The 12,952-nt window shown below is 69.5% G+C and carries 6 protein-coding genes; 3 read left to right on the top strand and 3 right to left on the bottom strand.

Going from position 1 to position 12,952, the window contains the following annotated elements; genetic code table 11:
* Positions 1 to 50: 50 nt before the first annotated feature.
* Both recB and recC read right to left on the bottom strand, forming a co-directional pair.
* A complete protein-coding gene (recB, locus tag L810_RS37625; RefSeq protein ID WP_021163386.1) occupies positions 51 to 3,761 on the bottom strand; it encodes an exodeoxyribonuclease V subunit beta in 3,711 nt (1,236 codons plus the stop codon).
* On the bottom strand, positions 3,758 to 7,102 hold the full coding sequence (recC, locus tag L810_RS37620; protein WP_021163385.1) for an exodeoxyribonuclease V subunit gamma: 3,345 nt from the start codon (positions 7,100 to 7,102) through the stop codon (positions 3,758 to 3,760). Before recC ends, recB begins: the two co-directional genes overlap by 4 nt.
* A gap of 181 nt (positions 7,103 to 7,283) precedes the next feature.
* Between recC and L810_RS37615 the strand changes: the two genes are divergently transcribed.
* On the top strand, positions 7,284 to 9,575 hold the full coding sequence (locus tag L810_RS37615; protein WP_021163384.1) for an FUSC family protein: 2,292 nt from the start codon (positions 7,284 to 7,286) through the stop codon (positions 9,573 to 9,575).
* Positions 9,576 to 9,866: 291 nt separating this feature from the next.
* Positions 9,867 to 11,234: an amino acid permease gene (locus tag L810_RS37610; protein WP_021163382.1), complete on the top strand. Its 1,368-nt coding sequence runs from the start codon at positions 9,867 to 9,869 to the stop codon at positions 11,232 to 11,234.
* Positions 11,235 to 11,382: 148 nt separating this feature from the next.
* Here the strand turns inward: L810_RS37610 and L810_RS48590 are convergent, their stop codons facing one another.
* Positions 11,383 to 11,544 carry a hypothetical protein gene (locus tag L810_RS48590; RefSeq protein WP_006476417.1) on the bottom strand — a complete coding sequence of 54 codons (162 nt, stop codon included), beginning with the start codon at positions 11,542 to 11,544 and terminating at the stop codon, positions 11,383 to 11,385.
* 255 nt (positions 11,545 to 11,799) lie between these two features.
* On the opposite strand from L810_RS48590, the gene L810_RS37605 reads away from it, so the two are divergent.
* On the top strand, positions 11,800 to 12,843 hold the full coding sequence (locus tag L810_RS37605) for a Fe(3+) ABC transporter substrate-binding protein (RefSeq protein WP_021163380.1): 1,044 nt from the start codon (positions 11,800 to 11,802) through the stop codon (positions 12,841 to 12,843).
* Positions 12,844 to 12,952 lie beyond the last annotated feature (109 nt).

The raw sequence follows: 12,952 nt of genomic DNA, 5'->3' as shown, positions 1-12,952 counted from the left end.
CAGCCGCGCGACGAGGCCGCCGGTGAATTCGAGCGTATCGTCCTGCGCGTTCATGCGCGGCCCCCTTCCATCATCCGGTCGAGTGCGTCGACAAGCGCACGCGCGGGCCGCCGCGCATGCACGCCGGCCGGCTCGCCGCCGCTGCGCCAGCCGGGCCGTACACCCCGCACGAACAGGTACAGGTAGCCCGCGACATGCGTGTCGTAGTCGTAATCGGGCAGCCGCCCGCGCAGGTAGCGATGCAGCGCGACCGTATAGAGCAGCGCCTGCAGGTGATACGCGTGGTCGGCCATCGCGACGTCGAGCGCGCGCGGGCCGTAGGCGTCCGGCGTCGTGCCGAGATGGTTCGACTTCCAGTCGACGATCCAGAAGCGGCCGTCGTGTTCGACGATCATGTCGATGAAACCCTTGATGAAACCGGCGAGCATGCCCGCCTCCAGTGCAACGTCCGGGTAGCCGTGCGCGACCAGCAGGCGGCGCAGCGCCATCAGGTCGAGCGACGGCGCCGGGAACAGGAACCCCATTTCGTCGAGCCGCTTCGCGGGATCGAGATCGACGAGCCGCATGCCCGGCACGAGCTCGGTGTGCACGACGTCATCGACCAGTTGCGCCATCATCGCCGGCAGACGTGTCGCGAGTTCGGGCCCGGCCTCGACCGGCCGATCGTGCAGCGCACCGAGCGCGGCCTTCGGCCACGACTCGGGCTCCGTGAACCGGCTGAGCTCGAACAGGCGGTGCAGGCACTCGCCGGCCGCCGCGCCGCGCGGGAACACGAGGATGTCGTCGTCCGGCGGTTCAGGCGCAACCGTATCGGCCAACAGCCATTCGGCATCCGGCGCGACCGCGGCAAGCGCATCGTGGTCGGGCCGCAGTTCGTCATCCGGCACGGCCGCGACGCCCGCCTCCTCGCGCGCCATCGACGCGGTCAGCGAACTGAAGCTGGCCATCCGCCAGGCATCGCGCAGCACGCGCGTCGCATGGCGCGCCGCGAGCGTTTGCGACGCGTCGTGCCCGGCCGCCAGACGCTCGGGGCGCGCAGGCGTCGGCAGCGGCGCGACGCTCACGGGGCCGCCCGCGAGCGCATGCCACGCCGTATCGAGCGCGGCTTCGTCGGGCGGCTCGTCGAGCCACGCATCGAACGACTGGCCGGCGCCGGCGACGAGCCAGTTCAGCACGCTGCGTCGCGCCTCGCGCGTCGAGCGCGACGACAGGTACGGCCCGGCGACGACGTAGCAGCGATAGACCGCACGCGTGAGCGCCACGTAGACGAGCCGTGCGCGCTCCGCGGCCTGCTCGCGCAGCGCTTGCCGCGCCGCATGTGCGGCCGCCTCGTCGTCGCACCCGTAATGCAGCACCGCGTCGCCCGCATCGTCGTGGTATTCGCGCGCATCGGGCAACGCGGACGCGGGCGGCTCGCGCAACCCGCCGTCGTTCAGGAACGGACAGAACACGATCGCGTATTCGAGGCCTTTCGACTTGTGCACGGTGACGATCTGCACGAGGTTGCGATCGGATTCGAGCCGCAACTGCGCTTCCTCGCCGCCGCCGTCGAGCCGTTGCGCGGCAAGCCAGCGCAGCGTCGGCGCGATGCCCGGCTGCGCGGACGCGCGTGCCTGCGTCAATTCGGCCAGATGGTTGATGTCGGTCACGCGACGCTCGCCGTCCGCGCCGGCCATCAGCCGCTCGGCGATCCGCAATTCGCGCGTGAACGTGCGCCACATCACCGCGAAACCGCGTTCGCGCCACAGCAGCCGGTACCGCGAGAAGCGCTCGACCCAGCTCATCGCGTCGGCACTGTCGGCCGCGGACGCTTCGTGTGACGCATCACCGTCGCCCTGCTCCATCCGCCACAGTGCGCCGGCATCGAGGCCGAACCAGTCGGCCGCGAGCGCCGCGCGCAGCCGCCGCAGGTCGCCCGGCGCATCGATCGCCGCCAGCACGCGTTCAAGCTGCTCCGCGTCGCCGGTCGAGAACACCGAAGCCTGCGCCAGTTCCACGCTGCCGATGCCCCACGCGGCCAGCACGCGCTTCACGAGACTGCCCTGCCGGTGCGTCTGCACGAGCACCGCGATATCGCCCGGCGACAGCGGCGACTCGCCGAGCCGCACGCGCCCTTCGCGCGCGCCCCGCATCAGGCGGGCTATCTCGGCGGCGCAGGCCTGCGCGGCCTGTGCCTGCGCATCACGCTTGAGCAACGTGCCTTCACCGCCAGGCAACGCCCACACCCGGAAGTCGCCGGACGGGCCCGGATCGGTTTCGTCGACGAACGGCGCGCGCACGCGCGTGCCGGCACGCACCGCGTAATAGTCGAGCCCGTCGAGCACGAACGCGCGCGGATTCGACATGAAGAAGCGGTTGCACGCATCGACGATCGCGGGCGTCGAACGCTGGTTGACCGCGAGCGTGTAGCACGCGCTCGCCCGCGCGCGCGCCGCCAGATAGGTATGCAGATCGGCCGCGCGGAAGCTGTAGATCGCCTGCTTCGGATCGCCGACGAGGAATAACGGGCCGCCCGGCGCGAAGATCCGGTCGAAGATCGCGAACTGCAGCGGGTCGGTATCCTGGAACTCGTCGATCAGCGCGGCCGGATAGCGCGCGCGCAGCGTCTCGGCGAGCCACGGATGCGCATGCAGCGCGTGGTACAGGTTCGCCAGCAGATCGTCGAACGACACGATGCGCCGCGTGCGCTTGCGCTCGGCCAGCTCGCCCGGCGCCATGTCGAGCCATTCGGCGATCAGCGCGAGCCAGCGCGCGCGCTGCGCGGCTTCAGCCGCCGCCACGGCCGCATCGAGCGCGTCCGCCACGTCGAAGAACGCGTGTTCGGGCGTCGCGCCGCCTTTTTTCGTCGCCTTCACGAGCGCGGTGCGCGTGAGCTTCAGCGCGGCCTTCGGCAGCGCAGCCGTCGCGTCGCCCTGCGCGAAATGCGCGGCCCATGCGGCGAGCGCATCGGCAACTGCTTCGGGTTTGTGCGAACGCTGGTTGAGCGCGGGCTGCGCGGCGCGCAGCAACGCATCGATCGCTTCGCGCTCGGCCGCCCACATCCGCCCGGCCTCAGCGAAACATTCGGCCGCGGCGGCCTCGGCCGATTCGTCGGGCTCGGTCACGCCGTCCCAGCGCAGCGCGGCGAGCGGCTTCTTCAGCCGGCGCGCGAGCTGCGCATCGAGTGCCGCCGGCCCGGCGCCCGATTCGACGAGCCAGGTCGCGAAACCCGGCCAGCGCGCGGCCGCCGGTTCGACGCGCGTGCGCCAGAAATCCGCCGCGAGTTCGAAGCGCAGCGACGCATCGTCGGCCTCCATGTCGAACGCGAACGGCATCGCGGCCGCGAACGGCGCTTCCTGCAGCGCACGCTGGCAGAACGCGTGGATCGTATGGATGGCCGCCTGGTCGAACGCGCGCAGCGCACGCCGGATCCGTTTCGCGGCCGTTTCGGGATCGAGCTCGCCACCTTCGCCGAGCGTCGTCTCGAGCAGGCGCTCGATGAACGGATCGCCGCCGTCGTCACCCGTGTCGAGCGCATGCGCAAGCTGCGCGAGCCGGCCGCGAATCCGCTCGTGCAGCTCCGCGGTCGCCGCTTTCGTGAAGGTCACGACGAGGATTTCGTCCGCGCCGAGATCCTTTTCCAGCAGCAGGCGCACATAGAGCGCGCAGATGTTCCAGGTCTTGCCGGTGCCGGCCGATGCCTCGATCTGGTTGACGCCATCGAGCGGACACGCGAACACGTCGAGTTCGAGCGCCTGCTGCGGCTGCGACACGGCGCTCATGCGACCTCCTTCAGATGCTCGACGAGCGGATCGAACACGAGCCGCGCGAGCGTGGCGAACGGCTCGTCGAGCGACGCATGCGCGCCGCGCCATGCGATCGCGATGGCCGGATCGTCGGCTTCGCTCACGACCCGCTCGTTGATCCAGACACTCGCGGCCTTGGCCTCGCCGTCGGACACCCGCGCCCATGCGCTGCGCGGAAAGAACCGCAGCGGCATGCGCCGCCCCGCGCGAAACAGCGCGGCAAGCGGTGCGAGCTGCTCGAGCGGCGCGGCGACCGGCGTCAGCTCGAACGCGCCGCCGCTGCCGAACCACAGCGTGCGGCGCGGGCCGCCGGGCTCGATCGCGCAGTAGACGAGATGCGCAAGCCACGCGGACAGGTAGTCGCGCGCACTCGGCCTCGCATAACGGTAGATGATCTGCCCGGCCTGCGTCAGCCGGTTCAGCGTGCCGTGCAGTTCAAGCGGCGCGCTCACCGCGTCGCCCGACAGCAGCGCGTCGTGCGCGCCGAACAGCGTCTGCTCGGTGTCGGGCCACGCGGGCACGATGGTGAGCGAGAACGACCGCCGCTCCATCCCGTCGGCCAGCGCACGACGCACGTTCGATGCCAGCTGCGTCATCGAGCCGAGCGCCTGGTCGCGCCACACGGCGCCTGTCGCGCCGCCCGGCAGTTCGGGGCTCGCGTCCGCGATGCGCAGCGCGTGATCGTGCACGCCGCCCTCGTCCGATTCGATCAGCAGCGGCAACACGCGCTCGGCGAGCGCATCGCTGCCGGCGAAGTCGAGCGCGAACGGTTCCGTATCGAGCAGTTCGGCCTGCGCGTCGGCAAGCACGATGCCGAGCCGGCCGCGCAGCAACGCACGCGCCGGATGGCGCCAGAAGCGTTCGAATTCGCTGAATGCGACAGGCTCGACCGGCTCGGCCGGCAGCGGCTGCGCGAAGAACGGCAATTCGCGCGGGCCGTCGCGCGACGCTTCGGCGGCGAGCAGCGACGCGAGCGTCGCCCGCTCGGCGTCATAGGACACGAGCGCGCTGCCGGGCTGGAAATACGCGGCCGCGAACGGTTGCAGCGGATGCTCGACGATGAACGCGCGCCGCGCGGCATCGACTGCGTCCGGCGCGGCGTCTGGGCCCGCCGTGACGAGCGCGAGATGGTCGAGCAATTCGTCGACGAGTGCCGCGGGCGGCAACGGCGCGTTGTCGCGAATGCTGCGGCCCGTATAGGCAATCAGCAACCGGTCGCGTGCGGCGAGCAGCAGGTCGAGAAACAGGTTGCGCTCGTCGTCGCGGCGCTGGCGATCGCCGAGCTTCGGCAACACGGCCATCAGGTCGAATTCGTCCGCGCGCGCGAGGCTCGGCAGCACGCCGTCGTCCATCCCGAGCAGGCAGACGACGCGATACGGCAGCCCGCGCAGGCTCGTCAGCGACGAGAACGTGACGCCGCCCCACGGCACCCCGCCGCGCGCCGGATCGTCGAGCGCGGCGGCCAGCCCGGCCCGGACGACGGCCGCCGGCAGCGCTTCGTCGGGCGCCCCCTCCGTCATCGCGGCCAGCATCGCGTCGAGCGCGTCGCGCACGCCCGCGAGCGCATCCGCATACGCGGCGCCCGAATCGAAGAAACGCGCGAGCGTGTCGGCGAACAGTTCGCTCCAGCCGTGCGGCGTATGCGATTCGGCCAGCCGCCGCGCGAAGCCGTCGAGATCGTCGGTGAAGCGTGCGAGCCGGCCGAGCAGTTCGGCCTCGCTGCCGGTGGCCGCCTCGATCGGCAGCCACGCGCCGACCGGCGCCGCGCCTTCCGGCATCGCATAACCGAGAAAGAGCCGCGCGAGCGCATCGGAGAACGTATGACGCGGCGACGGCACGGCCGCATCGTCGCTCGCGAGCGGCGACAGCCCACGCCGCGCGCCGGCGGCCGCGAGCCAGGTCTGCACCGTCTCGAGCGCCGTCGCATCGATGCCGTAGCGTGCCGCCACCGCGTCGACACGCAGCCATTCGACCAGCTCGGGCGCACCGACCTGCCGCTCCGGCAACGCGAGCCAGTCGAGCAGCACGCGCGCGACCGGGTTCGCCTGCGAAGGCGGCAGGCCGGTGATGCGGTAAGGCACGCGTGCACCGCCACTGCCGGCCGTGCCGAACACCGCATCGATCAGCGGGCCGGCCGCCGCGAGATCGGCGACCGCGACGAGCACGTCGGACGGCTGCAGGCTCGCGTCGGCGTCGAACCACGCGAGCAGCCGGTCGTGCAGCACCTCGAGCTGGCGCGCGAGGCTGTGGCACACGTGCACCTCGATGCCGCGCTCGGCCGGGGCATCGCCGGCTTCGGCCTCGGGCCGCAGTTCAAGGATCGCGTTCTGCACGCGCGCGAGCCAAGTCGGCGCGGGATTCTCGACGAAACGCGACGCGTCGCCCGACGCGGCGCTTTCGGTCAGTTCGTGCAGCATGTGCAGCTGCGCCTGGGTCTGCCGGCCCCATTCGGCGAGCAGCGGATGGCCGACCTCCTGGTAGTCGAGGCGCCCGGCCGCGTCGAGCGCCTCGGCATGCGCGGCGGTCACGATGTCGAACCAGAATTCGCGGCACGGGTTCAGCGCGTAGACGCGCACGTCGATCCAGCGCGACAGTTCGCGCAGCAACGCGACGTGCAGCGGCGGCATCGTCGGCAGCGCGAACACGCTGACCGATTCCGGCCAGTGCGTGCGTGCGCGCGCGACGGTTTCGGGATCGAGATGGCGCGCCTCGACGAGGAAGCGGTGCGCCGGCGGCGTGCCGCTGTCGCTCAGCTCGGCGAGCAGCGCGCGCCACAGCGCGGCCTGCCAGCGCTCGTCGTCGCGCGCGGCGTCGCTGATCCCGCGCGGCGCGCCGTCGCCCGCGAGCACGGACTCGCCGGCCTGCCACGCGGCGAGCCACTCGGGACGATAGGTCAGGTAATGGTCTAGCACGGCCGCGACGCGGTGGGCAAGCTCGTAGCGCATCGCATCGTCGGACGCGGACAGATACGCGGCCAGCCGCGGCGACGCGAGCCACGGCGCACCGTCGGATGCCTGCGCGAACAGCCGGTAGCAGCGCCACACGAGGCGGTCGGGCGCGAACGGCGAACGGGCGGGCACCGTCAGCACGCGGCCGATCTGCGCCCACAGCCACTGCGCGAGATACGTGAACTCGACGTTCGCGCATACGCCGTTGCGCGCGGCGATGTCGAGCTCGAGGCGACGGCGCAGCGCCGCGCTCGGCACGATGACCTGTTGCGGCGCCCACGGGCCGTTGCGGGCCGGGAACGCGGCCAGATCCTCGAGCAGCGCGTCGGCCAGCGTTTCGTGACGGTTCGAATAGAAGAGATGGAGCATGAAGCAGGCGTCGGAACCTCGCGCGGGCGGGGCCGGGCGAACAGGATCACCAAGGATAGCAAATGGACCGCCTCCGCGAACCTCGGCCGGAAAGCCAGGTTTTGCGGACCGCGAAATACGATAGACTCGTCGCCAGTCAATACGCCGCCCCGGGCGTCTTCGTCAGCCATTCAGTCCATCGATGCGCTATTCGGTCGAAATCAGAAAGTTTTTCTACAGCCAGTACTTTTTCGGCGGCCTGCGGATCGCGGTCGGCGTGTCGCTGCCGGCCGTGCTGTGCCTGATCGTGTTTCACAACCGCGAGCTCGGTTTCACGATCTCGACCGGCGCGCTCGGCGCCTGCGTCGTCGACATGCCGGGCCCGCTCAAGTACAAGCACAACGAAATGCTCGCGTGCAGCGTGATCGGCTTTCTGGCCGCGCTCGCGACCGGCCTTGCCACACCGAACATCTTCGTGCTGTGGCTCACCATCGTGCCGCTCACCTTCGTGCTGTCGCTGATCGTCGTCTACGGCAACCGCTGGCCGCAGATCAGCTTCGCGACACTGTTCATGATGGTGATGACGCTGGAGGAGAAGTTCACGCCGCTGCAGGCGTTCATCAACGCCGGCTGGATTCTCGCGGGCGGCCTCTGGTACACGTACTGGGCCACGCTCGTGTCGCGATGGCAGGCGCGCCGGATCGAGCAGCAGGCGCTGGCCGAGAGCCTGTTCGCCTGCGCCGACTACCTGCTCGCGCGCGCGCAGTTCTACGACCTCGATGCCGATCTCGACGAGTGCTACCGCAATCTCGTCGCCAAGCAGATCACGGCGGTCGAAACCCAGGAAACCGCGCGCGACATCGTGCTGCGCAACCTGCCGAAACTGCGCCGCGGCAAGCTCGATCCCGGCCGCACGACGATGTACAACCTGTTCATCAACAGTGTCGACCTGCACGAGCTGTTCGTCGGCGCGCACACCGATTACCCGCTGGTGCGCAACACGTTCGGCGGCTCGGACCTGATCATCTTCTATCGCGACCTGATCCGCAAGGCGGCCGCCGATCTCGAGGAGATCGGCCTCGCGGTGCTCGAAAACCGCGCCCCGCATTCGCGAATCAGCGTGAAGGCCGAGCTGCGCGCGATCGAGTACGAGATCGAGCTGATGCGCAAGAAGAACTTCCCGGCCACCAACGCGGAGGCGTATGCGGCCGTGCTCGCCACGTTCCGGCGCATCTGGAGCGCGACGCGCCTGATCGACCGGATGCGCCGCAACCTGTCGGGCCACGCCGATCCGCAGCAGACCGAACTGAAGATCGACAAGGCGCTCACGCGCTTCCTGCAGCGCCGCCGGATGTCGCCACTCCTGATCTTCTCGAACCTGAACATGCGTTCCCCGAGCTTCCGCCACGCGCTGCGCGTGACGATCGCGGTGGCGGTCGGGTTCTGGCTCGGCCGGCTGCTGCCGCTCACGAACGCGTACTGGATCGTGATGACGACCATCATCATCCTGAAACCCGGCTACTCGCTCACCAAGCAGCGCAACGCACAGCGGATCATCGGCACGCTGATCGGCTGCGCGGCCAGCATCGCGCTGATCTATACGGTGAAGGAGCCGCACCTGCTGATCGCGATCATGTTCGGGTCGATGGTGATGAGCTACAGCCTGCTGCTGTTCAACTACGCGGCGAGCGTCGTGTTCACGTCGTCGTACGTGCTGCTGATGTTCCACCTGCTCGCGCCGGGCAGCATGCGGATCATCGGCGAGCGCGCGATCGACACCGTGGTCGGCTGCATGATCGCGATCGCCGCGAGCCGGCTGTTCCCTTACTGGGAATACCGGCTGATGGGCAAGCAGGTGGCCGACATGCTCACCGCGACCCGCAAGTATTTCGAGGCGGTGTGGCGGGCCGGGCGCGGCGTATCGCCGCCGCCCGTGCCGGCCGCCGACGGCGCGGCCGTCGTGCCGGTCGTCGCCGCGGCCATCGAGGCGCCGGCCACGACCCTCGACGACGACTACCGCTACCGCCTCGCGCGCAAGGACGTACACATCGCGTTCGCGAATCTCGGGCAGGCGTTCCAGCGGATGATGATCGAGCCGAAGGCGCACCAGCGCTTCGTGCCGGAACTGAACGACCTGCTCGTGCAGACCCACGTGCTCGGCGCGCAGATCACGGCCGCCGCGCCGCTGATCCGCACGGCCTGCGCAGCCGACGGCAACATCCTTCACGACGACGCGCTGCACCGCGGCCTCGCCGCCGTGCTCGACAATCTCGAGAAGGCCGAGGCCGGCGAGCCGCCGCCCGCCGATCAGCTCGACACGTCGAAGCAGATCACGCGCGACCTCGACGCGATGGTCGTGTCCGCGGAGAAATCCGATGCGGTGGGTGCCGAGCTCACGCACGACCTGAAGGTACTCGCACATCAGTGCAAGCAGATGCTCGCGTCGTCGCTGCTGATCCGCAAGGATGCAAGCGTGATCCGCCTGCCCGCCTGACCGCGGATTTACCCCGCCGGTGGCCGGCCCGCGCATGCCGCGGATCGGCCGCCGGCGCTCCCCGATTCAGCGATCCCCGAAGCATGATCCGAGCGTTCCCGGCGGCCCGCGCCTTCCATGCGCGACCGCCCGTCCCCCTGTTGCGCCCGTCGCGCCAGTCAGGGAATACCCGATTCCGGTCACCCGGCCCGGCTTGTTATCATTCGTTCACATTCAAGTTGTCTATACAACTTGAGGCAATCGGACCGGCCCCGCTCGCCCGGTCCGTCGCATAACGATATCGGAGACACGATGAAAAACTTGCAGCGCCACCTGAGCGCGCGGCACATCCGCTTTCTCGCGCTGGGTTCGGCGATCGGCACGGGCCTGTTCTACGGTTCGGCGTCCGCGATCCAGCTCGCTGGCCCGGCCGTGATCCTGGCGTACATCCTGGGCGGCGCGGCCGTCTACATGGTCATGCGCGCGCTCGGCGAGATGGCCGTGCGCGAACCCGTCGCCGGCTCGTTCGGCCACTATGCGACCGAGAACCTCGGCCCGTTTGCCGGCTTCGTCACCGGCTGGACCTACACGCTCGAAATGGTGATCGTCGCGATCGCCGACATCACCGCGTTCGGCATCTACATGGGCTTCTGGTTTCCGGACGTCCCGCAATGGATCTGGGTGCTCGGCGTCGTCGCGATCATCTGCGGGCTGAACCTGTGCCACGTGAAGGTGTTCGGCGAACTCGAGTTCTGGCTGTCGATCATCAAGGTCGGCGCGATCGTCGCGATGATCGGCGGCGGCGTGGCGATCCTGCTGACCGGCATGCACTTCGGCCATTCGGCCGACGTGCCGACGTTCGCGAACCTGTGGAACCATGGCGGCTTCCTGCCGAACGGCGTCGGCGGGCTGATCGCGTCGCTGTCGGTCGTGATCTTCGCGTACGGCGGGATCGAGGTGATCGGGATGAGCGCCGGCGAAGCCAAGGATCCGGAGCGCGTGATTCCGCGCGCGATCAACGCGGTGCCCGCGCGCATCCTGCTGTTCTACGTGCTGACGATGGTCGTGCTGATGTCGATCAGCCCGTGGACGGGTGTCGGCAGCGACGGCAGCCCGTTCGTGCAGATCTTCTCCGCGCTCGGCGTGAAGTCGGCCGCGACGATCCTCAACCTGGTCGTGATCAGCGCGGCGATCTCCGCGATCAACAGCGACATCTTCGGCGCGGGCCGGATGATGTTCGGGATGGCGCGCCAGGGCCAGGCACCGCGCGTGCTGATGACGACGTCGCGGCACGGCGTGCCGTGGGTCACGGTGCTCGTGATGGCGGTCGCGCTGCTCGCCGGCGTGCTGCTCAACTACCTGATGCCGAAGGACGTGTTCCTGATGGTCGCGGCAATCGCGACGTTCGCGACCGTGTGGGTCTGGCTGATGATCCTGCTGTCGCAGGTCGCGATGCGCCGCCGGCTGTCGAGCGCCGAAGTCGCGGCGCTGAAGTTCAAGGTGCCGTTGTGGCCGGTCGCGCCGGCGCTGACGATCGCGTTCATGGGCTTCGTGATCGTGATGCTCGGCTGGTTCGAGGACACGCGTGTCGCGCTGTATGTCGGCGCGGCGTGGCTCGCGCTGCTCGCGGCCGTGTTCTGCGCACGGATCCGCCCGAAATTCGCACCTGCGTCACGTTGACGCACGGCTGACCTGCGTACGCGGCGCGCCGGTTCCGGCGCCCGCGTCGTTCCCGGCTCCGCGCGGCATCAGCCGCGCCAGCAGCCGGGCACTCATCCCCTTCACATCGACGCCACGTGCGCGGCCCGCCGGGCCGCGCATCGGCTCGTCAGTGCGACGCGGCGCTCGCGGCCTCGGCCGGATGGGCTTCGTCGTACGCGTGCTTCTGCGAAATCGCGTTGTACAGGATCGTCCCGATCACGAGCAGCACGGCCACGACGATCAGGATGCTCACGTTGCGGACTGGGTTCTTCTTGCGCTGATCGTTCATGGTCGGGGCGACTCCGTCAAATTCATCGAAGCGGGCATTCTACGCGCTTGCGCCCGTCCCGCGACGCCCCGTTTCCGCTCCCTGTTTCCGCTCCCCTTTCCCGTCCTCTGCCTGCCCGCCGTTATCTTTCATTTGATAACGGTTCCCATTTCGATCTAGAATCCCGAGTCTTTCATTTTGTAATGTTTCGGGTCGATCGAGCGGCAGGCGCGCCCCGGAACGCTCCCTTCGTCCACCTGCCCCTCCGGAGTCTTCATGTCGAATCCGCGCACCCGCCTGCTGCCGCTCGCCGGCGCCCTCGCCCTTGCCGCCGCTGCCTTCGCGCCGCCGGCCCACGCGGCCGAGGAAGTCAGCCTGTACACCACCCGCGAACCGAAGCTGATCCAGCCGCTCATCGAGGCGTTCACCAAGCAGAGCGGCGTCAAGGTCAATACGGTGTTCGTGAAGGACGGCCTGCTCGAGCGCGTGAAGGCGGAAGGCGCGCAGTCGCCGGCCGACGTGCTGATGACGGTCGACGTCGGCAACCTGCTCGATCTCGTCGACGGCGGGCTGACGCAGCCGGTGCGCTCGAAGACGCTCGACGACGCGATTCCCGCGAACCTGCGCGGCGCGAACGGCGACTGGTACGCGCTGTCGCTGCGCGATCGCGTGCTGTACGTCGAGAAGGACCTGAAGGTCGATGCGTTCCGCTACGAGGATCTCGCCGATCCGAAATGGAAGGGCAAGGTCTGCATCCGCTCGGGCCAGCATCCGTACAACACGGCGCTCGTCGCGGCGATGATCGCGCACGACGGCGAAGCCGCGACCGAGAAGTGGCTGCGCGGCGTGAAGGCGAACCTCGCGCGCAAGGCGACGGGCGGCGACCGCGATGTCGCACGCGACATCCTCGGCGGCATCTGCGACGTCGGCCTCGCGAATGCGTACTACGTCGGCCACATGAAGAATGCGGAGCCCGGCAGCGACGCACGCAAGTGGGGCGATGCGATCAAGGTCGTGCGGCCGACGTTCGCGAACGCGAAGAGCGGCGGCACGCACGTCAACATCAGCGGCGCGACGGTCGCGAAGCACGCGCCGCACAAGGCCAACGCGGTGAAGCTGCTCGAATACCTCGTGTCGCCGGAAGCGCAGGCGCTGTATGCGCAGGCGAACTACGAATACCCGGTGCGCGCGAACGTGAAACTCGATCCGGTGATCGCCGGCTTCGGCACGCTGAAGATCGACCCGCTGCCGCTGGCGGACATCGCGAAGCACCGCAAGCAGGCGAGCCAGCTCGTCGACAAGGTCGGTTTTGACAACTGACGCAACCACCGCCGGCGCGCGCCGCGTGGCGTGCCGGCCGCGCCTGCTGCCGCGCGCGGGCAGCGTGTGGCTGCTCGCGGCGCTGGCGATCGCCACGGCGGTCGCGGCG

This window comes from Burkholderia sp. AU4i, assembly GCF_000466765.1.
Taxonomy (GTDB): Bacteria; Pseudomonadota; Gammaproteobacteria; order Burkholderiales; family Burkholderiaceae; genus Burkholderia; species Burkholderia cepacia.
The sequence above is the reverse complement of the archived record's forward strand: the minus strand, read 5'-3'. Positions and strand labels throughout refer to the sequence as shown.

Bases quoted from the DNA above. Each gene is read 5' to 3' on its own strand.
- recB (WP_021163386.1), bottom strand. From the start codon at position 3,761: ATGAGCGCCGTGTCGCAGCCGCAGCAGGCGCTCGAACTCGACGTGTTC.
- recC (WP_021163385.1), bottom strand. From the start codon at position 7,102: ATGCTCCATCTCTTCTATTCGAACCGTCACGAAACGCTGGCCGACGCG.
- L810_RS37615 (WP_021163384.1), top strand. From the start codon at position 7,284: ATGCGCTATTCGGTCGAAATCAGAAAGTTTTTCTACAGCCAGTACTTT.
- L810_RS37610 (WP_021163382.1), top strand. From the start codon at position 9,867: ATGAAAAACTTGCAGCGCCACCTGAGCGCGCGGCACATCCGCTTTCTC.
- L810_RS48590 (WP_006476417.1), bottom strand. From the start codon at position 11,544: ATGAACGATCAGCGCAAGAAGAACCCAGTCCGCAACGTGAGCATCCTG.
- L810_RS37605 (WP_021163380.1), top strand. From the start codon at position 11,800: ATGTCGAATCCGCGCACCCGCCTGCTGCCGCTCGCCGGCGCCCTCGCC.